Annotated in this window: 20 protein-coding genes; 7 read left to right on the top strand and 13 right to left on the bottom strand. The window is 65.1% G+C overall.

Features of this window, described 5'->3' with window-relative positions:
• Window positions 1–93: 93 nt before the first annotated feature.
• Window positions 94–1,017, bottom strand: a complete 924-nt coding sequence (locus ACIQT2_RS22985) for an AEC family transporter (RefSeq protein ID WP_402951360.1) — start codon at window positions 1,015–1,017, stop codon at window positions 94–96.
• 127 nt (window positions 1,018–1,144) lie between these two features.
• Between ACIQT2_RS22985 and panD the strand changes: the two genes are divergently transcribed.
• Together panD and ACIQT2_RS22975 are read left to right on the top strand one after the other, a co-directional pair.
• On the top strand, window positions 1,145–1,576 hold the full coding sequence (panD, locus tag ACIQT2_RS22980) for an aspartate 1-decarboxylase (protein ID WP_400337660.1): 432 nt from the start codon (window positions 1,145–1,147) through the stop codon (window positions 1,574–1,576).
• A 166-nt stretch (window positions 1,577–1,742) separates the two neighbouring features.
• Window positions 1,743–2,669 carry an AEC family transporter gene (locus ACIQT2_RS22975; protein ID WP_400337663.1) on the top strand — a complete coding sequence of 309 codons (927 nt, stop codon included), beginning with the start codon at window positions 1,743–1,745 and terminating at the stop codon, window positions 2,667–2,669.
• A gap of 67 nt (window positions 2,670–2,736) precedes the next feature.
• Here the strand turns inward: ACIQT2_RS22975 and ACIQT2_RS22970 are convergent, their stop codons facing one another.
• Both ACIQT2_RS22970 and ACIQT2_RS22965 read right to left on the bottom strand, forming a co-directional pair.
• The gene (locus ACIQT2_RS22970; protein ID WP_402951357.1) at window positions 2,737–5,373 is read right to left on the bottom strand and encodes a trehalase-like domain-containing protein; all 2,637 of its coding nucleotides are present in this window, start codon (window positions 5,371–5,373) and stop codon (window positions 2,737–2,739) included.
• Window positions 5,374–5,515: 142 nt separating this feature from the next.
• On the bottom strand, window positions 5,516–6,505 hold the full coding sequence (locus ACIQT2_RS22965) for an LLM class flavin-dependent oxidoreductase (RefSeq protein ID WP_402951355.1): 990 nt from the start codon (window positions 6,503–6,505) through the stop codon (window positions 5,516–5,518).
• Window positions 6,506–6,775: 270 nt separating this feature from the next.
• Between ACIQT2_RS22965 and ACIQT2_RS22960 the strand changes: the two genes are divergently transcribed.
• Window positions 6,776–7,768, top strand: a complete 993-nt coding sequence (locus tag ACIQT2_RS22960; RefSeq protein WP_402951352.1) for an ABC transporter substrate-binding protein — start codon at window positions 6,776–6,778, stop codon at window positions 7,766–7,768.
• A gap of 147 nt (window positions 7,769–7,915) precedes the next feature.
• Here the strand turns inward: ACIQT2_RS22960 and ACIQT2_RS22955 are convergent, their stop codons facing one another.
• From ACIQT2_RS22955 to ACIQT2_RS22945, 3 genes are read right to left on the bottom strand one after another with little or no spacing between them, the layout of a single operon-like run.
• Window positions 7,916–8,848, bottom strand: coding sequence for a threonine/serine dehydratase (locus ACIQT2_RS22955; protein WP_402951349.1), 933 nt, complete (start codon window positions 8,846–8,848; stop codon window positions 7,916–7,918).
• A 53-nt stretch (window positions 8,849–8,901) separates the two neighbouring features.
• Window positions 8,902–9,921 carry an aldo/keto reductase gene (locus tag ACIQT2_RS22950; protein ID WP_402951346.1) on the bottom strand — a complete coding sequence of 340 codons (1,020 nt, stop codon included), beginning with the start codon at window positions 9,919–9,921 and terminating at the stop codon, window positions 8,902–8,904.
• A gap of 28 nt (window positions 9,922–9,949) precedes the next feature.
• Complete coding sequence (locus tag ACIQT2_RS22945) at window positions 9,950–10,837, bottom strand: aldo/keto reductase (RefSeq protein WP_402951344.1); 888 nt, start codon at window positions 10,835–10,837, stop codon at window positions 9,950–9,952.
• Window positions 10,838–10,953: 116 nt separating this feature from the next.
• On the opposite strand from ACIQT2_RS22945, the gene ACIQT2_RS22940 reads away from it, so the two are divergent.
• From ACIQT2_RS22940 to ACIQT2_RS22930, 3 genes are all read left to right on the top strand, one after another.
• Complete coding sequence (locus tag ACIQT2_RS22940) at window positions 10,954–11,835, top strand: helix-turn-helix transcriptional regulator (RefSeq protein WP_402951341.1); 882 nt, start codon at window positions 10,954–10,956, stop codon at window positions 11,833–11,835.
• 24 nt (window positions 11,836–11,859) lie between these two features.
• Complete coding sequence (locus ACIQT2_RS22935; RefSeq protein ID WP_402951338.1) at window positions 11,860–12,303, top strand: GNAT family N-acetyltransferase; 444 nt, start codon at window positions 11,860–11,862, stop codon at window positions 12,301–12,303.
• 71 nt (window positions 12,304–12,374) lie between these two features.
• Window positions 12,375–13,610, top strand: a complete 1,236-nt coding sequence (locus tag ACIQT2_RS22930; protein ID WP_402951335.1) for an FG-GAP repeat domain-containing protein — start codon at window positions 12,375–12,377, stop codon at window positions 13,608–13,610.
• 176 nt (window positions 13,611–13,786) lie between these two features.
• Here ACIQT2_RS22930 and ACIQT2_RS22925 read toward each other — a convergent pair whose 3' ends face one another.
• From ACIQT2_RS22925 to ACIQT2_RS22895, 7 genes are read right to left on the bottom strand one after another with little or no spacing between them, the layout of a single operon-like run.
• Window positions 13,787–15,130, bottom strand: a complete 1,344-nt coding sequence (locus tag ACIQT2_RS22925; RefSeq protein WP_402951333.1) for an NtaA/DmoA family FMN-dependent monooxygenase — start codon at window positions 15,128–15,130, stop codon at window positions 13,787–13,789.
• Window positions 15,131–15,140: 10 nt separating this feature from the next.
• Window positions 15,141–16,190 carry an LLM class flavin-dependent oxidoreductase gene (locus ACIQT2_RS22920; protein ID WP_402951330.1) on the bottom strand — a complete coding sequence of 350 codons (1,050 nt, stop codon included), beginning with the start codon at window positions 16,188–16,190 and terminating at the stop codon, window positions 15,141–15,143.
• Window positions 16,187–17,008, bottom strand: coding sequence for a DUF1684 domain-containing protein (locus ACIQT2_RS22915; RefSeq protein ID WP_402951327.1), 822 nt, complete (start codon window positions 17,006–17,008; stop codon window positions 16,187–16,189). Before ACIQT2_RS22915 ends, ACIQT2_RS22920 begins: the two co-directional genes overlap by 4 nt.
• Complete coding sequence (locus tag ACIQT2_RS22910) at window positions 16,992–18,158, bottom strand: LLM class flavin-dependent oxidoreductase (RefSeq protein WP_402951324.1); 1,167 nt, start codon at window positions 18,156–18,158, stop codon at window positions 16,992–16,994. The genes ACIQT2_RS22915 and ACIQT2_RS22910 overlap by 17 nt, the downstream gene beginning before the upstream one ends.
• The gene (locus ACIQT2_RS22905; protein WP_402951321.1) at window positions 18,155–19,147 is read right to left on the bottom strand and encodes an ABC transporter substrate-binding protein; all 993 of its coding nucleotides are present in this window, start codon (window positions 19,145–19,147) and stop codon (window positions 18,155–18,157) included. Before ACIQT2_RS22905 ends, ACIQT2_RS22910 begins: the two co-directional genes overlap by 4 nt.
• An 8-nt stretch (window positions 19,148–19,155) precedes the next feature.
• Complete coding sequence (locus ACIQT2_RS22900; RefSeq protein WP_402951318.1) at window positions 19,156–20,091, bottom strand: amino acid ABC transporter ATP-binding protein; 936 nt, start codon at window positions 20,089–20,091, stop codon at window positions 19,156–19,158.
• Window positions 20,088–21,053: an amino acid ABC transporter permease gene (locus ACIQT2_RS22895; protein ID WP_397326280.1), complete on the bottom strand. Its 966-nt coding sequence runs from the start codon at window positions 21,051–21,053 to the stop codon at window positions 20,088–20,090. The genes ACIQT2_RS22900 and ACIQT2_RS22895 overlap by 4 nt, the downstream gene beginning before the upstream one ends.
• A gap of 289 nt (window positions 21,054–21,342) precedes the next feature.
• Here ACIQT2_RS22895 and ACIQT2_RS22890 point away from each other — a divergent pair, with 289 nt between their 5' ends.
• Window positions 21,343–23,298: an FAD/NAD(P)-binding protein gene (locus tag ACIQT2_RS22890; protein WP_402951314.1), complete on the top strand. Its 1,956-nt coding sequence runs from the start codon at window positions 21,343–21,345 to the stop codon at window positions 23,296–23,298.
• Window positions 23,299–23,422: the final 124 nt, after the last annotated feature.

The following is a 23,422-nucleotide window of genomic DNA, read 5'->3' as shown; positions in this document are numbered from 1 at the left end:
TGGTTTCGCGGGAAACGCGCCGGGGCGCTGGAACTTTGCGCGGGTCTTGGCATGTTTCCCGCGTCCTCGCGGTGCCATGGCCAGCCCCGGAGCTCAGCCCATGAGCCAGGCCGCCCCCAGCAGCAACGGCACTGCCAGGATGGACGTGGTCACTGCAGTTGATTGGGCGATCTTCTGGCCCACGCCGTACCGGAGCGCGTAGAGCACCACGTTCTGACCGGTCGGCAGGATGGCACAGGCCGTGACCACGAACGTGCTGAAGGAATCCAACCGGAACACGAAGACCGCCAGCACCCAGGCCAAGGCGGGCTGGACTACTGACTTCAGCACCACAGCAAGCGTGGTGGGCGCCCGGTCTCCGATCCCCTGCCCGGCCGAAAGTCCGTGGAGTGACATGCCGAAGATGATCAACATGAGCGGCACTGCGAGCTGTGCCACGAGCTTCATGGGGTCCAGCGTCCAGTCAGGCAATTGGATGCCGGCCGCGCTCACGATGACGCCAAGGATCGCCGCCACGGTGACGGGATTCCGGAAAGGCGTGGACAGGACGCGCCACACGGACACCTTGGTAGCGGCCGGGTTGGTGAGGTCCAGGATGGTCAGGGCGATGGGAGTCACCAGAGCCAATTGGAACAACATGATGGGCACGACGAACGTGGTGCTTCCCAGGATGTATTGGGACAGCGGGACGCCGAGGTTGGTGGAGTTCACGATTCCCGTGGCCAAAGCGCCGATGGTGGTCCGCCGGACACCCCAGCGGAAGATGGTGCCGGACAGGGCGAACACGAGCATCACCGCCGAGGCTGTGACCACCGAGATCAAGCCCGTCGGACTCAGGACGTCACTGATGTGGCGGGAGGCGATGGTGGAGAACATGAGGCTCGGCAAGCCCACCATGAACGTCAGGGTGGAGAGGACTTTGCTCCCCTGCGGTCCCAGCGCGTTGGTCTTTCCCAGGATGTAGCCCACCAGCAGGACGATGCCCACCACAAAGAAGCCCTTCAGTACTCCGTCCAAGCTTCGTGTCCTTCGGTTCGGCAGATGATGGCCCCCAGCGATGGTAACCGCTTTCACGCCACCCGGGCAGCGAACGTCTGCTACGTCACAGCGCCCGTGAAGGGTCCCGCGCTAAACTGGTGGCACTATGATCCGCACAATGTTCAAGTCCAAGATCCACCGTGCCACGGTGACCCACGCCGACCTCCACTACGTCGGCTCAGTCACGGTTGACCTGGACCTCCTGGACGCTGCCGACATTCTGCCGGGTGAGCTCGTGTCCATCGTGGACATCACCAACGGAGCCCGTCTGGAGACCTACACCATCGCCGGCGAGCGCGGTTCGGGCGTCATCGGCATCAACGGCGCCGCTGCCCACCAGGTCCATGTTGGCGATCTCGTCATCCTGATCACCTACGCCCAGATGACCACCGAAGAGGCCAGGTCATACCAGCCCAAAGTGGTCCACGTCGGCCAGGAAAACCAAATCCTGCAGCTTGGCAACGACCCCGCCGAGGCACACACCCCGGGCCTGCTGCGCCCGCCGCACGCCTTGAGCAACGCGGCGCACCTCAGCTGACCCAGCCACACGCAAACGTACGACGGCGGCACTCACCAGAGTGCCGCCGTCGAGCGCGTTTCCGGGCTGTCCGGATGACGGACCATGGGTCCGAAAACGCTTACCGGTCGAATAAATCTGATTAGGCTGGAGGCGTGACCCACCTCCTCCCCGCCAGCACAGCGTCATGATCGGCGTCCTCTCCGGGTTCTTCGTGGTGTGGGCCATCATCCTGGTGGGCATGTTCGTTGGGCGGCGCGGGTTGCTCGGTGAGAACGCCCGTTCGGTGCTGAGTTCGCTGACGTTCTTCGTGGCGAGCCCGGCTTTGTTGTTCGAAACCCTGAGCAAGGCCAAGCTCCATGATGTGTTTGCGGCGCCCCTGCTGGTTACCGCCGTTGGGGCGATGATCACGGGCCTGCTGTTCTTCCTGATCGTGAAGTTCTGGCTCAAGCGGAGCCTGCCGGAGTCCCTCATGTCCTCCATGAGTTCGTCGCTGGCCAACTCGGCAAACCTCGGCATCCCCATCGCGGTGTTCGTCCTGGGCGACGCCAGCTATGTGGCTCCACTCCTGATTTTCCAGCTCGCCTTCTTCACCCCGATGTACCTCATGGCCCTGGATGCCAGCACCAGCACGCACCGCACCACTCCCCTGCGCTTCCTGCTGATGATCGTGAAGAATCCGATGATCGTGGGCTCGGCACTGGGGTTGATCGTGGCCGGAACGGGGATCCAGGTTCCCGAGCTCATCCTGGAGCCGGTCCACTTGATCGGCGGGGCCGCGATTCCGGCCATGCTCATGTCCTTCGGCATGAGCCTGAACGGATCCAGGCCACTGCAGAAAGCCTCGGGGCGCCGGCTGGACACCTTGTTGGCCAGCGGGTTCAAGCTGTTCGTGCACCCGTTCATTGCCTACTTGTTTGCCCGCTTTGCCTTGGGCATGGACGGGCACGCCCTGTTCGCGGTGGTGGTGACGTCTGCCTTGCCAACCGCACAAAACGTGTTTGTCGCGGCCAACCGCTACCAGGCGGGAATCACGGTGGCCAAGGACACTGTGTTGATCACGACGGTTGTTGCCGTCCCCGCGATGATCGCCGTGGCCCTGCTGCTCACCTGACCCAAGTAGGTCGCAATAGTGCGCGTTATGAGCCCTCAAAACGCGCACAACTGCGACTCAGTTGGGGTTATTCGACGTCCGCGTGGGCCAGGTAGTGGTCCAGGAGTTGGGCGCAGCGGATGAAGCCCAGGTGCGAGTAGGCCTGCGGATGGTTGCCCAGATGGGTCTCCGTGGCGGGATCGTATTCCTCAGGCAACAGGCCCGTGGGCCCAAACAAGGCCACCAGTTGGTTGAACAGTTCCAACGCATCGTCCAAACGGCCAACAGCAAGGTATGCCTCGATCAACCACGTGGTGCAGATGTGGAAGCCGCCTTCCAAGCCCGGCAGTCCGTCGTCGTACCTGTACCGGAAGACCGTGGGACCAACACGCAACTCGCGCTCAACCGCTGTGACGGTGTCCAGGAAGCGCTGGTCCTGGACATCAATGAGCCCGGACAAGCCAATGTGAAGCACGGCAGCATCAAGGTCGGGGCTGTCGTAGGCAACCGTGTAGGAGGCCGCGGAGTTGTCCCACCCTTCGCGGAGGACTTCCTCCCGGATGGTGTCAGCTGTGGAGGACCAGTCGGCGTGCGCTGTGCGGCCATGCAAAGCAGCCGCTTTGAGCGCCCTGTCCAGCGTCACCCAGCACATCACCTTGCTGTAGACGTGGTGCCGGGGTGGCCGGCGGGCTTCCCAGATGCCATGGTCCGGCTCGTGCCAGCGCGCAATAACGGCGTGTGCCATCTGCTCCATGAGGAACCAATGCTCATCCGGGAGGTAGCCGCGGCGTTCACCGAGGTCATGGATCAGCTCGGCAATGGGACCGAAGACGTCCAATTGGACCTGGTGGTCCGCTGCGTTGCCGATCCGGACGGGTCGCGATCCGGCATAACCCGGCAGGCTCTCCACGATGGCTTCGGTGGAAAGCGGAGCACCGGTCACCGAATACAGCGGATGCAGCCATTCCGGCCCAGGTGCGTTGTCCAGGATCCGGCCCAGCCAACGCAGGAAGCCATCGGCCTCCTCTGTGGACCCGAGCCCCACCAGCGCGTTCACGGTCATGGACCCGTCCCGCAGCCAGCAGTAGCGGTAGTCCCAGTTGCGGGTGCCACCGATCCCCTCCGGCAGTGACGTGGTTGGCGCGGCCAGGACGGCCCCCGTGGGCTCGTGGACCAGCGACTTCAGGACCAGCGCCGAACGCCGTACCAAGGACGTATTGACGGTGGGTAGCTGCAGTGACTTGACCCAGTCCCGCGAAGACTGCCCGACGGCGGCCCTCCGCTCAGCCTCACCCGCGAGGTCCGCGGGCAACGACTCGGTATCCCCGCAGCGCAGGTTCAGCACGATGGGGCCGTACTGCAGCGGCACCTCGGCGGTAGCGGTGGCATGCCGGGCGTCGTTGGTGATGGTGAAGTCCACGCCCGGGGCGATGAGGATGATTGGATCGGACGTTCCCACCACATGCACTTCGTGGCCGCGGATCTCCATGTTGAAGGGAGCATTGGCGTAGTCCGGCCGGGGCGCGAACACCACCCTTGCCGTGCCGGTGCCGGAAAGCACGCGGACCAAACTGGTGATGCCTTCCGGAGCAGGCTCGAGGTAATCCGTCACCGTGACATCCGCCCAGCGGGTTTCCACGATCATGGTGTTGTCCACGTAGCGCTGGGCCAGCACCGGCGAGGGCTTAACGGGTTCGATGCTGAAGTGCCCCGCCGGATCGCCGCCCAGGATGTGGGCGAACAACGACCCCGAATCCGGCAGCGGGTGGCTCATCCAGCAGACTTTCGCATCCGGGGTCAGCAGGGCGGTGGAGGTTCCATTGCCGATCATTGAATGCCGTTCCAGCCCCACGGCGTCCTCGCCGAAGAGCCAGGAACGCCGAAGTTCGAACAGCAAAGCCAGCACCCGCGCAAAGGCTTCCGGGTCCGGAAGCGTGTAGGCCGCCGTCGTCTGTCCCGGCCCGACGTGCAGGCCCAGGTCCGGACCACGCAGGGTGGCGAGTGCCTTCTCGTCGCTCGCCGCATCGCCGGCAAAGAGCGCGGCGCTGACGCCAAGCCGCTGCCGGAGCGTCTCAAGCGCCTTGCCTTTCGCGGGCTCGTCCACTGTCAGGTCCAGCACGGTGCCGTCGACGATGAAATAGACCCCGAACTCGATGGCGATCTGCTGGGATTTGAAGATGACGCGCTCCACCACTTCGGGTGCCGCGGGCCGCGTGTGGACTGCCACGCCAGCGGGTTTGCGCACGATGCTGACGCCCTTCTCATAGGCAACAGCTTCCGTCAGGGCCGTGGCTACCTGCTGGAGCAGCGTTTCGGTGGCGAGGGTCAGGTTGTAGGCAAACCCCATGTCGAACTCAACGCCGTGCGAACCCACCAAGTGGACTTCCGCGGGCAGCCTCGATACCGCAGCAAGGTCCCGCAGCGAACGTCCCGAGATGATGGCAGTGTGCGTGTTGGGCAAGGCCGCGAGCGCGCGCAGGGCCACGGCCGCACTGTCCAGGGGCAGGGTTTCGGTGGAGACCCCCTCGGCCGAGTGCAGCGTGCCGCCGTAGTTGCACGCCACCAGCAGTCCCGACTCCCTTGAGAGGATTTTCAGGTCCGCCATGAGTTCCTCGGTGATCCCCTGGTCCTCGTGGGGACGGACGAACGAGCGCAGCAGGCCAAGCGGCAGCGAGTTCATCAACAGCGCGGAATCGGCGACTGTTTGGTTCAACGGCGTAGGCATGGCGAATCCTTCCGTAGCGGATACGTATAGTTTCCGCCCGAAATGTTTCCCTCGTATACCGCGTAATTGCAGAAGCGTTGAATTTTTTTGTCGGCAGGCCACCAGGTAACCGCCCCGGCGGCCTGCCCGTGGGCGCTGCGTCCTAGGCCGGAACGAGCCCGGCCACCTGGGCCACCAACTCCACCGAGCGAAGGCGTTCCCCGGTACCGGTACTCTGGTGCGCCACGATGAGCTCATCCGCGTCTGCATGCTTGGCGAACTCTTCGAGGTACTCGCCCACAACCTCGGGGGTGCCCACGGCGGAATACTTGACCATTTGGGCAATGTGCTGGCCCTGTGGCGAGTCCAGGATGAGGTCCGCCTCATCGTCGGTGAACTGCCGGCCGCCGCCAAAGAAAAGGGAGACACGGGCGCGCTTCACAGCTTGGAAGATCGCCTGTGCTTCGGCGTTGCTGTCCGCCGCGGTGACGTTCACTCCGGCGATCACGTGTGGTTCGGACAACTGCTCAGATGGTTTGAAGTCGCGGCGGTAGATGGCCACGGCATCACGCAGGGCCGCAGGTGCGAAGTGCGAGGCAAAGGCATACGGAAGGCCCAACTGCGCCGCAAGCTGCGCACCAAACAGCGAGGACCCGAGGATGTACAGAGGAACATTGGTGCCCTTCCCGGGCGTCGCCTCCACGCCTTGGATGCGCGTGGGACCGGTGAGGTATCCCTGCAACTCGAGGACATCCTGCGGGAAGCTGTCCGACGAGGTGTGGTCGCGGCGCAGAGCACGCATGGTGTTCTGATCGCTGCCGGGAGCACGGCCCAGACCAAGATCGATGCGTCCTGGGTGCAGCGTCTCCAGCGTGCCGAACTGCTCGGCAATGGTCAGGGGCGAGTGGTTGGGCAGCATGATGCCGCCCGCACCCAGCCGGATGCTGGTGGTGTGGGCAGCAACGTGGGCGATCAGGACGCTCGTTGCCGAGGACGCGATGGCGGACATGTTGTGGTGCTCCGCGTACCAAACCCGGCGGTACCCCAGCTCTTCGGCCTTCTGTGCCATGGCAACGCTGCCGGCGAGGCTTTCCGCTACCGTCTGGTCCTTTCCGATGGTCGCGAGGTCCAGGATGGAAAGAGGAACAGTCACGGGGATGCCTTTCGGTACGTTTCACGGTTGCGGCCGGAAGGGTGGCGTCGCACTTAATCGACAACGACGGCGGTACCCGGCTTATTTCTGTGAGTTGCGTCGCGGACCCTGCCGCAGCCAGTTAAGGCCCCCATTGTGACCCCGTTCGACGCCCGATTAACCGCTGTGAACGCCTGTATCCCAGCGTGTCAACGTGCTTTGACCACGCTGAACGCCCTGCCGGATAGTTGCAGCCACAAGTACGCATCAGACTTCAATCAAGGGGTATCCATGGCACGTTTCGCAGCCAAAACCGGCGTCACCGCGGCGCTGGCCGCCACTGCTCTTCTGGGCCTCGCGGCCTGCTCGGATCCGGGCGCGACGGCGGCAACCGGGGCGAGTGCTCCGGCGTCGAACGCTTCTTCCAGCGCAACCACCAAAGAATTCAACCTGACGCCCGAGCAGAACCGCATCAAGGTCGAGGTCGACTCCGCGGCCGCCGCGCAGGTGCCGGACGCCATCAAGGCCGACGGCAAGCTCACGGTGGTAACCACCGGCGGCGCGGCGCCGTTGAGCCTCTTCGCCTCCGACAACAAAACCCTCATCGGCAGCGAAGTGGACATCGCCCACGCCGTGGGCGAGACCCTCGGCTTGCAGGTCGAAGTCCTTCCGGTCGCCTGGGCGGACTGGCCGCTCGGCGTCGAATCCGGGAAGTATGAGGCCGTCCTTTCCAATGTGACAGTCACCGAGGCCCGCAAGGAAAAGTTCGACTTCGCCACCTACCGCAACGACCTCCTGGGCTTCTACGCCAAGAGCGACTCGGACATAGGCGAGGTCAAGGAAGCCAAGGATGTTGCCGGCAAGCGCATCATTGTGGGCTCCGGAACCAACCAGGAAGCCATCCTGGTTCGGTGGGACGAGGAGAACAAGAAGAACGGCCTGAAGCCGGTTGACTTCCAGTACTACGACGACGACTCCGCTTCCCAACTGGCCCTCCAATCCGGACGCGCGGACCTCACGTTCGGACCGAACGCCTCCGCAGCCTACAAGGCCGCCAAGGATGGCAAGACCAAGCAGGTGGGAACGCTTGAGGGCGGCTGGCCGTTGAAGGCAGAGATCGCTTTCACCACCAAGAAGGGCAACGGCCTGGCTCTCGCAGCCCAGACTGCCCTGAACAAACTCATCAAGGACGGCAACTACGGCAAGATCCTGGACCGTTGGGGCCTCTCCTCCGAGGCGATCCCTGCCTCGGAACTGAACCCGGCAGGCCTGCCCAAGAAGTAGGAACCGCTCTCGGCAGGCAGACCTGCCGACGCCGAATCCCCGCCGGACACCAACCGGCGGGGATTCTTGCGTTGCGCTCCCCCAACTGGGTCGCAGTTGTGCGCGTTTTCAGAGGTCAAAACGCGCACAAATGCGACTCAGTTGGGTTCAGATGTGCGCGGGATCCGTATTCGCGCCACAAAGTACGACGGCGACCGTCTCACCATCGCGCGGGGCGTACGCACCCGTGAGCAGCGCGGCATACGCTGCAGCGGCACCGTGTTCCACCAGGATCCTGTGGCCCTCCCAGAGTTTTCGCCGGGCATCGATGATGGCGTCGTCGCTGACCAGGACGCTTTGGACGCCGGTCCGTTTCGCGACGCCAAAGCCGATCTCTCCCACCCGGCGAGCGCCCAGGGAGTCCGCTGCTATGCCCGAAACCGGCACGTCCACGGGCTCCCCTTGAGTGAGCGCCGTATGCAGGGTCGGGACGGTCTCCGGTTCTACGCCGACCACCTGCGCCCGGCCTTCGGTGGCCGCCGCTATGCCGCCCATCAACCCACCGCCGCCAACAGCAACGAGGATCGTGTCGACGTCGGGCAGTCCGTCCAGCAACTCAAGTCCCACGCCGCCGGCGCCGGCTACGATCTCCGGCTGGTCGTAGGCGTGGCAGTAGACGGCACCCTTCTCCCCGGCGAAAGCCACCGCAGCGGCGTAAGCCTCGGCGTACTCGGCTCCGCCTTGGATCACGCGTGCCCCAACGGCGTAGAGCTTGTGGACCTTGTTGGCCGGCGCGGACTGGGGTACGAACACCGTGGCAGGGACACCCAGCTTGGCAGCGGCGTAGGCGTTGGCCAGGCCCGCGTTGCCGCCGGAGGCCACCACCACGCCGACCTCGGGGTCCAACTCGCCGTTCTCCCGCGCCGTGAGCAGCCGGTTGAACGCGCCGCGGGCTTTGAAGGAGCCCGTGTGCTGCATGTACTCGAGCTTGAACCAGAGCCCGCCGGGGCCTTGATGTTCCCCGGCCTCGGCCAACGGAGTGCGCCGCACCCAGCCAGCCGTCCGGGAGTATGCGGCTTCAACTTCTTCGCGCGTGACCATCCGTGAGCCCCTTTCGTCGGTTCAATCCTACGTAGGGGACCCTCCGCGGGTACCTACCGCCTCCGGGCTTTCGGTGTGAGCTCGTGTGCGCCGTAGCTGTTGTCGTCCGGGTTCACGGTGACGCCGGGCGCGACGAGTTGGTCGATCCTGTCCAGCACGTCGGTGGTGAGTTTGGTATCCGCCGCAGAGAGGTAGGACTCCAACTGTTCCATGGTGCGCGGGCCAACGATTGCGGCGGTAACACCGGGGTGGTTGATCACGAACGCGATCGCCAATTCGATGAGCGTGAGCCCGGACTGCCCTGCAAGCTGGGCGAGTTCTTCCACGACGTCGAGCTTGCGTTGGTTGGCCGGTTTGGTCATGTCGAAGCGGGCGCTGGGCCGTGCACTGGATGTCGGCGTCGAAGCTGAGTCCTTTCGCCATCGCCCGGACAGCCATCCACCGGCGAGCGGGCTGTACGTCAAGGTACCCATGCCGTGGCGCTGCACCGTCGGGAGCACGTCTTCCTCGATGCCGCGGGTCAGGATCGAATAGGGCGGTTGTTCGGTGACGAAACGCTCCAGGTTGCGTTCCCGGGATGCCCACTGCGCTTCCACGATCTGGGAGCCCGAATAGGACGACGATCCGATGTACCGGACCTTGCCCTGTCGGACCAGGTCCGTGAGCGCGCCAAGGGTTTCCTCCACATCAGTGTCCGGGCTCGGCCGATGGACCTGGTAGAGGTCGATGTAGTCGGTGTTGAGGCGGCGCAGGGAGTTCTCCACCTCGCGGATGATCCAGCGGCGGGAACCACCCCGTTGGTTCGGATCGTCCTCATTCATCGGCATGAAGAATTTCGTGGCCAGGAAGACGTCGTCACGGCGCCCTTCCAAGGCTTGGCCCACGATCTCCTCGGATGCTCCACCCGAGTAGACATCTGCGGTGTCCACGAAGTTGATGCCCGAGTCCAAGGCACGGTGGATGATGCGGATGGAGTCGGCCACGTCGTTGTTGCCCCACGGGCCAAACATCATCGCGCCAAGGCACAGGGGACTGAGCTGCACGCCGGTGCGGCCAAGGGAACGGTATTCCATGGGGAACCTTTCGGGTTGTAATTGGTAGTCAGGCTTCGGGGATCACCATGGCGAAACGCTCAGGACGGGCCACATCCGGGTCCGGTCCGTTGCGGACCCCGCGGTCCAAGGCGTCGATGACACCCAGCTCCGTATCGCCGAGCTCGAAGTCGAAAACATCAGAGTTTGCTGCGATCCGGTCCGGGTTGGTGGACTTGGGGATGGCCGAGCGGCCCTGCTGCAGGTGCCAGCGGATCATCACCTGGGCCGGAGTCTTTCCGTGCGCCTGCGCTATTGCAACAATCGCAGGGTCCTCCATCACGTTCCTGCGCTCCTCGCCCCACCCCGGGTAAAACGTGATGCCACCGATAGGAGACCACGCCTGGGTGAGGATGCCATGCTCGGCATTTGCCGCCTGCACGTCCGGCTGCGTGAAATAGGGGTGGAGTTCAACCTGGTTTACTGCCGGCACAATGTCCGTGGCGACGAGCAGTTCCTTCAGGTGATGCGGCATGAAGTTGCTGACGCCGATGGCCCGGACCTTGCCGTCGTCGAGCAGTTTCTCCAGCGCCTTGTACGCCGCGATCGTTTTGTCGAAGCGGTCCGGTGCCGGCTGGTGGAGGATGAACAGGTCCAGATAGTCCACGCCGAGCTTGCCCGTGGCCTTGTCCCAGGCGTGGAGCGTCTGCTCGTAGCCGTAGTCGCTGACCCAGACCTTGGTCTCAATGAAGACCTCGGATCGGCCCACACCTGATGCGCGGAGCCCTTCGCCCACTTCACGTTCGTTCCCGTAGGCCGCCGCTGTGTCGATGTGCCGGTAACCGGCCGCGAGCGCCGACTGCACTGCCGCCGTCGTATCTTCCGGTGCACTTTGGAAGACGCCCAAACCAAGGGCAGGCATGGTGACTCCGTTGTTGAGTGTGAGTTCGATCGTCATGCCGTCCACGCTAGGTGCGGTGGCAGGAGTGTGGGAGTGCCCGCCATTACCCCCTTGCCTTCCCAAGTACTGGCAGTCCCTCCCTCGGTGCACCGGGGCAGCGTAGCGTTGCAGGCATGACTCACAGTGACGATGTGCGGAAGTTCCTTACCTCGCGGCGGGCCCGGATCACGCCCGAGGCCGCCGGCTTGCCGGCCTATGGCGGGAACCGCCGCGTCGCTGGGCTGCGCCGCGAGGAAGTGGCGATGCTCGCCGGGATGAGCATCGACTATTACATCCGGCTGGAGCGCGGGAACCTTTCGGGAGCTTCGGACAGCGTCCTGGAGGCGCTGGGCCGGGCTTTGCAGCTTGACGACGCCGAAACCGCCCACCTTTTCGACCTGGCGCGGGCGGCCGGAGCCGCTCCGCGAGTGCGTCGCAAGCGAAGCCCGCGCACGGTCCGGCCCAGCGTGCAGCGCGTTGTCGACGCAATTACGACGGCGCCCGCATGGGTCCGTAACGACCGCGGCGATGTCCTCGCGTCCAATGAACTCGGTGCCGCGCTTTACATGGACCTGATGGCGGAGGAAACCAAACCGCCTAACAGCGCCCGCTTCACGTTCCTGAACCCGAAGGCCAGGCAATTCTTCGCGGATTGGGAGCGCAGCGCGGACGACATCGTGGCCGTGTTGCGCTCCACGGCCGGTAAGAACCCCTACGACAAGGACCTGACTGACCTCATTGGCGAGCTCTCGACCCGCAGCGAGGAATTCCGGACCAGATGGGCCCGGCATGATGTGAAGTACCACCGGACCGGGCGCAAGCGCCTGCACCATCCGGTTGTGGGAGAGCTGGACCTGAGCTTCGAGGCGCTTGAGCTGGCCGCCGATCCGGGCCTGCGGATCAACGTGTACACCGCGGACCCGGGAACACCTTCCGAGGATGCCCTCAAGATGCTCGCCAGTTGGGTTGCCACACAGCGAGACCCGGCACCAGCCTCTGTCGAGGAAACGGGCTGAGCCTTCAGGGCCTAGGCTGGACGTGTGCCTCCCGAGTTCACCCTCCGTCCGTCCAACAGCAGCGATGCGTCCTGGATCGCGGAACTACGTGCCGTAGTGATGCGGCCCGATCTTGAACGTTTGGGGCGCTTCGACCCGGTCCGTGTCCGCGAGCGCTTCCTGAAAGCGTTCCTGCCCGAACACACCTACGTGGTCCACGTCCAGGGTGTGGATGCCGGCGTCATTGCCATTCGGCCGGAGGCGGGCGACGTGTGGATCGAGCACTTCTACCTCTCCCCTGTCCATCAGGGGCAAGGCCTGGGCGGTGCCGTCCTCCGCAAAGTCATGCTCGACTTTGCGGACCACAGGCCTTTCCGGCTCAACGTCCTGCAGGGCAGCCCGGCCCGTCGTCTCTACGAGCGCGTGGGCTTCGAGTTGGAGTCAGAGGACCCTGTTGATGTGTTCATGGTGGCGCGTTCGGCCGGCTGACCCGGGCAGGTTTCTGCGGTACGCTCAGCAAAGACCCACGCACTATCGATGCTGGCTTCCGGGGGGAAACAATGGGGATTTTTGGAGTGCGCAAGGCGATCTACGCAGCAACGGCGATGGTGGCAGGGGCATCATTTGTGGCTATGGCCCCGTCGGCTGTGGCAAATCCCGCAGTGGCAAATCCGGCCGTGACGACGCCGGCCGTGGGTCCCACGGCCATCATCGACGGCGTGCCCTATGTTGGCGCCGAGCTCCGCAAGCAGTACGACTACGACTACTCCGGCTGCAAGAACCCCACAGGCACCACGCCCAACGGCTACACACTGGAATGGTTGCAGGATGGAGTGGCTTTGCCGCCCGAACGCCAGGGCGAAGTCCTGAAGCTTGTTCCGGCGGACCTCGGCCACAGGATATCGCTCAAGGTCCGCCCCTCCACGCCCGCTGAACCGAATTGCCCGGACGAAACGCGCGTCAGCCCGGACAGTGCACCGGTCAAAGCCTCGTCCCGTGCCATGGGCTGGACGGACCGCGGAAACTTCGAGCCGCTCGGAAGGACGCAGGACGGCAGGCTCATTCTCTATCCACGGACGTACACGTACATCCCCGGCAGCTGCGAGGGCGCGTGCCCCACGTACTTCGGCGAATGGGACGAACCCCGTCAGGTGGGCCAAGGGTGGGACGCCATGGGCATCGTGTTCTCGCCGGGCGACTTCGACGGCGACGGCTACAACGATCTCCTGGCCACGGACGCCACCGGCACTCTTTTCCTGTATCCCGGTGACGGGGACGGCGGCTGGCAGGAGCGCCAACAAGTGGGCCAGGGCTGGAATATCTTCGACTCGATCGTGGGCCCGGGCGACTTCGACGGAGACGGTTTCAACGATGTCCTGGCCAGGGATGCAGCCGGGGACCTCTACCTTTACCCGGGCGACGGCGATGGCGGCTGGCTGCCCAGGTCCAAGGTCGGCCAGGGCTGGCAGGTCATGGACAAGATCATCACCGGTGGTGACATGAACGGCGACGGTCCCGTGGAAGTCTTCGCACGGGACCGCGACGGGTACATCTCCATCTACCGGGCCGACGGTACGGGCGGCTGGGAATCCTCCGCGGTGGTCAGCGGCGGCTGGGGCACGTTCACCGATATCAAGGGCCTTGGAAGTTTCGGCCACCAGCGCTACAACAATCTCTTCGCAGTTAACGGGAACGGCGACCTGGTGACGTACTCCACGGGAGCGTCCACCGGGGTCCTCTGGGGACCCTATGGCCCCGTGGGCACCGGCTGGAACGTGTTCCGCGAACTCCTCTAGCTAGATCGGTTGGTTCCACACGGCGAGCTGGAGACGGACAGTCTCCGGCCCGCCGTCGAACGCCTCAGGATTCTGCTGCATCGTTCGCGGACCCTCCGCCCCGAACCCCCGTGATTCCGCAAAGAAACGGACGCGGCGAAGGAATGATCCAGCAAAATCCATCCACGTGCGCACCATCAGACGCTCAGGTACTCACTCGAACGCACGGGCGTTTCCAACCCCAGGTTCTCGCGGAGCGTGGTGCCACGGTACTCGGTGGGGTACACGCCGCGTTCCTGGAGCTCGGGAACCAGGTGGTTCACAATGTCATCCAGGCCCGTGGGGATGAGCCACGGTGAGATGTTGAAGCCATCCACGGCTCCAACGCGTGCGTATTCCGCGAGGTGGTCGGCCACGGCGTTGTAGGAACCGGTGAAGGTGGCGTCGATCCGCGCAGTCTTGGAGGTGACGAATTCCCGGATGGACAAGCCCTTGTCCTTGGCCTCCGCGCGCCACTGGTCGGCAAGCTGGCGGGCCTTGGCTCCGTGGAAGCCGCTGCCGCGCGTCTCGGAGGTCTCTTCCACTACGGGGTCGATCTCCGGCAGGGGACCATTCGGATCATACGAGGAGAGCTCACGACCCCAGAATTGTTCCAGATAGGCAATGGCCTGCTGCGGACCGATCTGCAGGCTCCGGACCCAGGCCTTCTTTTCCTGGGCTTCCTGGTCAGTGGCAGCGAGGATGAACTCGCTGGCCGGCATGATCTGCACTGCGTTGGCTCCACGTCCGGCAGCGACAGAACGGGCCACGATGTCGCGGCGGAACTCCACTGCGTCGTCGAACTTGGGGTGGGCGGAGAAGATGACGTCCGACTGGCGGGCTGCGAAGTCGCGGCCTTCCGGTGAATCGCCGGCCTGGAAGAGCACAGGACGGTACTGGGCGCTGCGAGGCAAGCGCGGCGTGACGTCCACGGTGTAGTGCTGGCCCTCGTGCAGCACCCGGCGGGCGGGTCCGGAGGCCGTTTCCCACGAATCCCAGATGCGCTTTGCTGTCTCCACGAAAGCCTCCGCGTGCTTGTAGCGGTCCGCATGGTCGAGGTAGCCTCCGCGGCGGAAGTTGGCACCGGTCCAGGCGTTGTCCGTGGTGACGATGTTCCACGCGGCGCGGCCACCGGAGATGAGGTCCAGCGAGGCGAGCCGGTGGGCCAGGTCCGCGGGGTCGTTGTAGGTGGTGTTCTGCGTCGCCACCAGGCCGATGTTCTTGGTGACCGAGGCCAGCGCTGCGAGCATGGTCTGCGCGTCCGGACGGCCCACCACGTCAAGGGCGTGCGGACGTCCCAAGTGTTCGCGGAGACGAAGGCCCTCCCCCAGGAAGAACGCCGCGAACTTGCCGCGTTCTGCGGTCTGGACAATCCTGCGGAAGGACTCGAAGTCCGTCTGCGAGCCCGATTCCGCTGCCTTCCAGATGGTTCCGGAATTGACGCCCTGGAAGAAGATGCCGAACTGGATCTGCCCGCTCGGCTGGAAAATGTCGCGTGTCATGGGGTTACCTTTACTTTCCGGCAGTCGAGTAGCGGTTGTCGGCATGTTCCAGGCCGAGGAGCCCGCGGAACGTGGCGTCCTGGACCGGCGGCCGCAACGATCCGCGGCGGCGCAGCTCAGGCAGGACCAGCCTGGACAGCTCATCGAGTTCCAGCGCCAGGTCACCGGGGTGCAGCCGGACGCCGTCGGCCTCCTGCAAAAGGGCGTCGAGATAGTCGGTGAGCTCCGCAGCCGAGCCGGCAAAACGCGCATGGTCGCCCTCCGGGACCACGCGACGCGCGGCAGGCTCGCCGCGCGAGTCTAGGACGACGTCGAGCTCCGCCACCACCGCAACGGACGCACCCAACCGGGCACGGACATCCCGGACCTCGGCCACCAGCAGCTCGGGGGTGGGCGCCGTGACCAGCACGGCGTCAACGGCTCCGGCTGGCACAGATCCTTCGCCCACCAACGACGCGGAGGCCAGCACGGGAAGCTGCCCCTGCAGTGGCCTCGGAATGATCGACGGCCCCTTCACGGAGTAGGACGTGCCGGCAAAGCCCTCCGGAGTTTCGAAGTCCACATAATGCAGCTTGTCCACGTCGATGTACCGGCCGGTGGCGACATCCCGGATCACGGCGTCGTCTTCCCAGGAGTCCCAGAGGCGGCGGCCAACCTCGATCGAGGCGGCTGCTTCCTGGCCGAGCGCGTCGCCGCTCACGAAAGAACGTCCGACGGCGGCAGCCGCCTCCGGCGATTCGGCTGCGGTAGCGATCCACCCGGCGCGGCCGCCGGACACGTAGTCCAGGCTGGCGAGCTGCGTGGAGACGTGGAAAGGCTCGGTGTACACGGTGTCCACCTCGGGAACCAAGGCGATGGACCGGGTGACGGGGCCGGCGAAGGCCGCACGCTGGAGGGCGTTGGCCCGCCCGGCGTCGGGGGCATCGGCAAAGGTGGCGATGTGGAATCCGGCGGACTCGGCTGCGAGGACGGCTTCGGCGAGGCCGTTGAAGGCTCCGCCGTCCCACCCGGCACCATCAAGTTCGATGGCCAGGAATCCGGCGTTGTTGTTGGTGCTCACTTCTGGTCCTGACGTTCGTAGGGAATCTTTTCGCCTGCTTCAATCGCTACCGGCAGCCGGTTTTCGGCCGGCGGGAGCGGGCAGGTGGCGAGGTCGGTGTAGGCGCACGGCAGGTTCACGGCCCGGTTGAAGTCGAGGACCACGGTGCCGTCTGCGGCTGGAACCACGGACAGCGAGCGGTTGGCGGCGTACGTGGTCTTGCCGGAGGTCTGGTCGGTGAAGAGCACGGACAGCGAACCGGGTGCGTACCCGTTGAACGCGGTCAGCGACAGCTCCTCCCCCGCCAGTTTGAAACGGATCTCACCCGGAGCCTCGTACACATGCTGGATACCTTCGACTGCGGCGCCCACCGTGGTGGACCGCGGCTCATCGAACGGCACGAACGTTCCGGCCACCGCGAAGGCGGCGTTGGGCGTGTATGCCGGTGTGCCTTGGTAGTCCTGCAACAGTGCATTCGCTGGGTTGCGGGGACGGACAATGTATTCGCCGCCGCGCTTGGCCACCTCAATGACGGTGTCGCCGGACACCAGGTTGATGCCGCCGCGCTCCTCGATGGGTCCGAGCTGGACGCTCCCGCCCAGTTCCGTCCCGTCCTGCAGCAGGCTTTCGCCGGGCTCCAGGACAACACGCACGACGTCGGCCTCCGCGCTCCAGGTTCCCGGCGCACCTTCCAGCCGGGTCGGCTCAGCCGTCAGCCAGTGGAGGTGGGTGACGGCGAGGAAGCCGTGCTGGTGGGCGCGGTGGCGTTCGTGGGCTGCATGCCACTCCTGCCATTCGGCGTCGAAGGCCTCGAGGGCGGTTTCAGTGTGCGTAGACATGTGCGGTGTCGCTCCTGTTCAAAGCGTGGTCTGCGGTGACGGTTGCTGCGGCATCCTGTTCGGTGGCCCCGGCGAACTCCGGTCGGCCGGCGAACGGATCCCCGGACTCCCACAAAGTGGTGGGAGCTGCGGCACGAACGGCCGGGATGACGTCCGTGGCGAAGCGCTCCAGGATGTCGAGCTGCTTTTCGAAAGGAAGCGTGGTGGGCAGGGAAATCGATTGGAGATCATGCCCATACAGCGAGTGGTAGCTCAGGATCTTGTCGATCACCTGCTCCGGGCTGCCCACCAAGGCCGGTCCTTCGGCCACGGCATGGTCGATGTCGCGGAAGGGCGAATTGTTGCCTGGCACGTTGCGGCCCGCCGTCAATCCTTCGTAAACCGGACCGTACTGGCGCTTCGCTTCCTGCGTGGTGTCCGCGATGAACACCCCGCCGGCCCCGCTGCCCGAGCCAAGATATTGGTGGCGGGGATCGTGTCCGTGGCGCTCGTATTCTTCGCGGTAGTGGTCGATCAGGACCTTGTAGTTCTCCCGCGGCTGGATGGCGTTGGCCGTGAACAGCGGATCACCCCACTTGGCGGCGAGCGCAGCGGACGTCAGGGTTGTAGCCGAGCCGTGCCAAATCCGCGGCGACCCCGCGAAGGGGCGGGGCGTCGTCGTGGTCGGTTCGGTCAGCGCGGGCCGGAACCTGCCGGACCAGGTGACGCTTTCCTTCCGCCACAATGCGCGCAGCAGGGCGTACTTTTCCGCGAGGAGTTCCCACTGGTCATCCAACGAGAGCCCGAACAGCGGGTATTGCAGCACCTCGTTGCCTTTGCCGATCACCAGTTCCAAGCGGCCACGGCTGAGCTGGTCGATCGTGGCATAGTCCTCGGCTACCCGCACCGGATCCAGCACGGAGAGCACGGTGACACCGGTCTGGAGGCGGATGCGCGTGGTGACCGCCGCGATGCCGGCGAGGACCGTCGTCGGGGATGACGAGACGAACTCGCCCGCATGGCGTTCCCCCACGGAGAAGCTGTCGAAGCCGAGTTCCTCCGCTCGGCGTGCCGTCTCCACCACTTGGTTGAGCCGGTCAGCGGTGGAAACGATCTCCCCCGTCACCGGATTCTTCAGGTGGGGGATGATGTCCAGGACCTGGAACTTCATTTGCCGGTTCCAAACGTTGCTTCCGTGACGGTCTTCGATTCCGGCACGGCTTCCTCGGAGAGGCCCCAGCGCTCAAGGACCTTGGCGTAGGAGCCGTCCTTGATGGTGGAGTTCAGGGCGTCGGTGATGGCCGGGGCCAGGCCGTTGCCCTTCAGCGTGGTGGCGGCGACGAGGGTCTCGGAGGGCCAGCCCGCGTTGACCTTGCCAACCACTTTGAGGTCGTCGCGGGTGTTTTCGCGGTAGGTCACGGACGGGTAGGGAGCCAGGTTCAGGTCCGTCCGGCCGGAGGAGAGCGCCAGGATGGTGTCGGCATCGGAGGAGTAGTACTGCAGGGTGGCCGGGGCCTTGCCCTTCGCTTCCAGCTCCTTGTTCCACGCCAGGAGGATCTTCTCCTGGTTGGTGCCCGAGCCCACGGAAATCTTCAGGCCGGAAATGTCGTCCGAGCCCTTGATGTCATAGGTGGAGCTCTTCTTGGCTTCGAAGCCCATGAAGGCCGCACGGTACGTGGAGAAATCGAACAGCTTGACGCGGGCCGCGTTGATGCCCACGTTGGAGAATACTGCCTCGAAGTCCCCGGACTGGGTCTTGAGCGGCCAGTTCTCCCAGGAGGTCACCTGCAGGTCCAACTCGAGTCCCAGCTTGTCCGCGACGAGCTGTGCGATGTCCACCTCCACGCCGATGGGGGTCTTGTCATCCGTGGCGTGGAAGGACAGCGGGATGGCGCCGGCCGTGGTGGCGACGGTCAGTTTGCCGTCCTTGGAGATGGCTGCCGGAACCTTGGCGGTGGCGGCTGCGTCCTTCTCCACGCGGATGCGGTTCTGGTCCACGGAAGTGTTGTAGACAACGCCGTTCCTGGCGGCTTCCGACTCGGGTTTTGCCGCTGACGCGCCAGGATCGGAGCATCCGGCGAGCGCAGGAAGGACGACGGCGGGAAGCACCGCGAGTGCCAGGAGTTTGGTTTTACGGGTGGCGCCGGTGATGCGAAGCATGGGGATTCCTAGATGTTAAAGGCTGGTTCGATGACTTTGGAGAAGAAGCTGCGGGTGCGTTCCTCGCGGGGATTGCTGAAGATGTCCTGGGGTGTGCCGGACTCCACAATCTGGCCTTGGTCCATGAACACCACGGTGTCTGCCACGTCCCGGGCAAAGCCCATCTCGTGGGTGACGATGATCAGCGTGGTACCGGATTTTGCGAGTTCGCGGATGACGTCCAGGACTTCGTTGACGAGTTCCGGGTCCAAGGCGGAGGTGGGCTCGTCAAAGAGCAGGATCTTGGGGTCCAGTGCCAGCGCACGGGCAATGGCGACCCGTTGCTGCTGGCCGCCGGACAGCTGGCGGGGGTAGGCATCGGCCCGGTCCTTCAGGCCCACGCGGTCCAGCAGTTCCAGGCCGCGCTTGCGGGCCTCTGCCTTGGAACGCCCTTGGGCCACGATGGGCGCCTCCGTGACGTTCTCCAAGGCCGTGAGGTGTGGGAACAAGTTGAAGTTCTGGAACACCATCCCAATGTGCGTGCGCTGCTTGAGGATGTCCTTCTCACGCAATTCGTGGAGCTTGTTCCCGCGGACCTGGTAGCCCACCAGTTCGCCGTCGATGGTGATGAAGCCGCCGTCCACCTTTTCCAGGTGGTTGATGGTGCGCAGGAGCGTGGACTTGCCCGAGCCGGACGGTCCAACGATCACGGCCACGCCACCTGGCGGGACGGACAGCGAGACACCTTTGAGGACCTCCGTGGTGCCGAAAGACTTGCGGACATTGGTGATGTCCACCTGGCCTTTGGTGGCCACAGCGGCAGCCGGGGTGGCCGCGGAAGGCTGTTCCGACGTCGTGCGTTCCTGCGGTTCCGGGGCCGGCGCTCCGGAACCACCCGACGCGAGGTGGGCTTCTTCGAGGTGGGCGGCCGCGGCCGCTTCGGAGGAGGAGAAGACGGTGGTCATCGTGGTTCCTTCCCGGAGTTGACGGGGGCGTGGGCGGCGAAGAACTTGCGGGCTTTTTGCAACGGAGTGAGCGGGAGCGTGCGGAGGGCACCCTTGGAGAAGTGGCGTTCAATGTAGTACTGGAAGACGCTCAGCACCGAGGTGATCACGACGTACCAGAGCGTGGCCACCAGGAGGAGCGGGAGCACCTGCTGGGTCCGGTTGTAGATGACCTGCACCGTGTAGAACAGCTCGGAGTAGGCCAGGACGTACACAATCGAGGTGCCCTTGACCAGGCCGATGATCTCGTTGAAGGCGTTGGGCAGGATGGCCCGCATGGCCTGCGGCAGCACGATCCTGGTTGAGCGCTTCCACGCCGGGATACCCAAGGCCGCAGCCGCTTCAAGCTGGCCTTGGTCCACGGAAAGGATGCCGCCACGGATGATTTCCGCGGAGTACGCGGCCTGGTTCAGGGTAAGGCCCAGGACGGCGGCAGCGAACTGGCTGATGAGGGTGGTGGTCTGAGCCTCGAAGAACCTGACGTCCGTGAACGGGATCCCCAGGCTGATCTTCTCGTAGAGGTAGCCGAGGTTGTACCAGAGGAGCAGCTGGACCAGCAGCGGGGTGGAACGGAAGATCCAGGAGAAGGTCCAGGACACCGAGACCAGCAGCGGCGATGCCGAGAGGCGCATGAGGGCCAGGATGAATCCGAGGACAAAGCCGAGGACGCCGGAGATCGCGGTCAGCTTCAGCGTCTCCACCAAACCGGCCACCACGGACTGCGCAGTGAACCATTGCGCCACCACGCCCCACTCCCAGCGCGGGTTGGTCACCAGGGACCATACGATGGCCGCCACGCCGATGGCCACGATGACCGTGCCCACCCAGCGCCACGGATGCTTCGCGGGAACCAGTTTGTAGTCGGAGTAGTCGGCGGTGGGCGGTGCGGATTCCGCCGTGGCAGGCGGTGCGATTGCACTCATGCGCCACCTCATTTCGGTTGGGGGTTGTCTATCGGATTTCTGCAAATCTAGGGGTGCCCGGAACGGCCAGCAAGGCGGGAATTTGCACTTCTTCACGAGCCTTCTTGCGGCTTCAAAAGGCTTCTTCCGACGTCATAAATGCAATTCACACAACGCCATATGCGTCATTTGTTTTTCGTCATTTAACGCGCAATGACGCGTCGTGAACGGCGGTTACCAGTGCCTCGACCGGGGTGGCGGGGGCTCCCTACATTGGGCATACCAACCCCCGCAGTACAGGAGATGTCCCATGCCGTCACGAGTTCCCGCAATCGTCTTCATTGGCGGCGGTCCGCGCACGGCCGGTGTCCTGGAACGGCTGGCCGCAAGCCGCCCCGCACTCTTCGACGGTCCCCTGCAGATCCACGTCGTGGAGCCGCACCAGCCAGGTTCCGGCCGGATCTGGCGTTACGACCAAGGTCCCGGCCTGCTCATGAACTCCACCGCCGCGGACGTCACAATGTTCACGGATGCCTCGGTGGCCTGCGATGGCCCGGCCTTGGACGGTCCCGCCCTGGCAACCTGGGCCGCCGGCGTGCTCGATGGCAGCATCACCGACGTCCCGCTGTTTGAACCGCACATCCTGGACCAACTCCGGGCCCTGACGCCGGCTTCGTTTCCCACCCGGCAGCTGCAGAGCAAATACCTTGAGTGGTTCTTCCGCCGTGCCGTCAGTTCACTCGGACCGGACGTGACATTCACGGTGCATCGCGACACGGCCACCGGCGTTTCACCTTCCTCCCGTGGCGCGTCCTCCGGAGGCGCGTCCTCCGGAGGCGACCACGACGCCGGTGCGCACCGCGTGCGGCTGGCCTCCGGCGCCGAGGTGGCTGCCGACGTCGTGGTTTACGCCCTGGGCCACACCGATTCGCAGGCGGAGCCCGAGTCGGCGCGGCTGAGCGCGTTTGCCGCCGAGAACGGCGGGTTCCATGCGCCGCCGTCGTACACCACGGACGTGGACTACTCCCCCATCGCTGCGGGGCAGGATGTGATCGTCTCCGGGATGGGCCTGGCGTTCGTGGACCTGATGGTGCTGCTGTTCGAGGGCCGTGGCGGCCGCTTCGAAGAACGGCCCGACGGCGGACTCGACTATATGCCTTCCGGCGCCGAACCCCGGCTTTGGGCGGGCTCCCGGCGCGGCGTTCCGTTCCATTCCAAGATCTCCTCCGCGCTGCGCACTCCCGTGGAACGGCCGCGATACTTCACCGCCGACGCGATCGATGCCCTGCTGGCAGAGCACCAGGAACTCGACTTCCGCGCCCACCTCTGGCCGCTGATCGCCAAGGACGCCGGGTACGCGTATTACCGCGAGTTGTTCACCGGCTACCCGGAGCGGGTCCTGGGCACGTGGGCGAGCTTTGAGGCACGTTTCGACGCCTTGGACTGGTACAGCTCCGAGCGGGAGGAACTCGCGGCGTTCGCCGTGCCCGATCGTGCGCTCCGGCTGGACCTGGAGGCAGTGGACCACCCTCTGAGCGGTTGCGCGTTCGACTCCCACGAGGCAGTGCAGCGCTCGGTGGCCGCCTACATCCAGCGCGACCTTGACCTCCGCACCAGCGACGACCACTCAGAGACCCTGGCGCTCTTCATGGCGTTGCTGTTCGTGTACATGGACCTGGGCCGGCTGGTGCCGCAGGAACGGCTCAACGCCCGCTCGCAGCAGGCCATCCACGGTTGGTGGCACGGCTTCTTCAGCTTCGTGGACTCGGGGCCACCCGCCCACCGCCTCCGCGAAATGCTCGCGCTGCACCGCGCCGGCTTCCTCAAGTTCCTGGGCCCGGGCATGTGGGTCCGTGCCGACGATGCCACGGGCCGCTTTGTGGCGGGCTCCTTCCAGTCGCCGGTGGTGGTTGACGCCTCTGCCTACATCGAGGCCCGCTTGCCTGCCGCGTCCGTGGAACGTTCCGCGAATCCCGCCTTGCTGGACCTGCACGACGCCGGACTGGGCACCGAACAGCGGCTGCTCACCTCAGACGGCCCGCATTCCACCGGAAAACTCCTGGTCTCCGGGAATCACGAGGTCCTTTCCCCTGTTGGAACACCTCAGAAGGGGTTGTTCGCTGTGGGTCCGTGGACGTCCGGATGGGGTGCGGGTGCGTTTGCCCGTCCCAACACCAACGCCGCACCGTTCCGCGAAAACGACGCCCTGGCCCGCCGGATCCTGGAGACGCTCAGGGCCCCGGTCCCAGCCCCCCAGCCCAACTAGGTCGCAGTTGTGGGGGGGGGGGGGGGGGGGGGGCGGGCGCCCCCCCCCCCCCGGGGGGGGGGGCGGCGCCCACCGGCGTGCCGGAAACAACACACCACCCCCCCCCGCCCGCCCCGGCCCGCGG

The organism is Paenarthrobacter sp. NPDC090522 (genome assembly GCF_044769225.1).
GTDB lineage: Bacteria > Actinomycetota > Actinomycetes > Actinomycetales > Micrococcaceae > Arthrobacter.
Note: the sequence above shows the minus strand (reverse complement) of the source record. Positions and strands in the feature narration are given on the sequence as shown.

Bases quoted from the DNA above. Each gene is read 5' to 3' on its own strand.
- panD (WP_400337660.1), top strand. From the start codon at position 1,145: ATGATCCGCACAATGTTCAAGTCCAAGATCCACCGTGCCACGGTGACC.
- ACIQT2_RS22975 (WP_400337663.1), top strand. From the start codon at position 1,743: ATGATCGGCGTCCTCTCCGGGTTCTTCGTGGTGTGGGCCATCATCCTG.
- ACIQT2_RS22970 (WP_402951357.1), bottom strand. From the start codon at position 5,373: ATGCCTACGCCGTTGAACCAAACAGTCGCCGATTCCGCGCTGTTGATG.
- ACIQT2_RS22960 (WP_402951352.1), top strand. From the start codon at position 6,776: ATGGCACGTTTCGCAGCCAAAACCGGCGTCACCGCGGCGCTGGCCGCC.
- ACIQT2_RS22955 (WP_402951349.1), bottom strand. From the start codon at position 8,848: ATGGTCACGCGCGAAGAAGTTGAAGCCGCATACTCCCGGACGGCTGGC.
- ACIQT2_RS22950 (WP_402951346.1), bottom strand. From the start codon at position 9,921: ATGGAATACCGTTCCCTTGGCCGCACCGGCGTGCAGCTCAGTCCCCTG.
- ACIQT2_RS22945 (WP_402951344.1), bottom strand. From the start codon at position 10,837: ATGACGATCGAACTCACACTCAACAACGGAGTCACCATGCCTGCCCTT.
- ACIQT2_RS22940 (WP_402951341.1), top strand. From the start codon at position 10,954: ATGACTCACAGTGACGATGTGCGGAAGTTCCTTACCTCGCGGCGGGCC.
- ACIQT2_RS22930 (WP_402951335.1), top strand. From the start codon at position 12,375: ATGGGGATTTTTGGAGTGCGCAAGGCGATCTACGCAGCAACGGCGATG.
- ACIQT2_RS22925 (WP_402951333.1), bottom strand. From the start codon at position 15,130: ATGACACGCGACATTTTCCAGCCGAGCGGGCAGATCCAGTTCGGCATC.
- ACIQT2_RS22915 (WP_402951327.1), bottom strand. From the start codon at position 17,008: ATGTCTACGCACACTGAAACCGCCCTCGAGGCCTTCGACGCCGAATGG.
- ACIQT2_RS22910 (WP_402951324.1), bottom strand. From the start codon at position 18,158: ATGAAGTTCCAGGTCCTGGACATCATCCCCCACCTGAAGAATCCGGTG.
- ACIQT2_RS22905 (WP_402951321.1), bottom strand. From the start codon at position 19,147: ATGCTTCGCATCACCGGCGCCACCCGTAAAACCAAACTCCTGGCACTC.
- ACIQT2_RS22900 (WP_402951318.1), bottom strand. From the start codon at position 20,091: ATGACCACCGTCTTCTCCTCCTCCGAAGCGGCCGCGGCCGCCCACCTC.
- ACIQT2_RS22895 (WP_397326280.1), bottom strand. From the start codon at position 21,053: ATGAGTGCAATCGCACCGCCTGCCACGGCGGAATCCGCACCGCCCACC.
- ACIQT2_RS22890 (WP_402951314.1), top strand. From the start codon at position 21,343: ATGCCGTCACGAGTTCCCGCAATCGTCTTCATTGGCGGCGGTCCGCGC.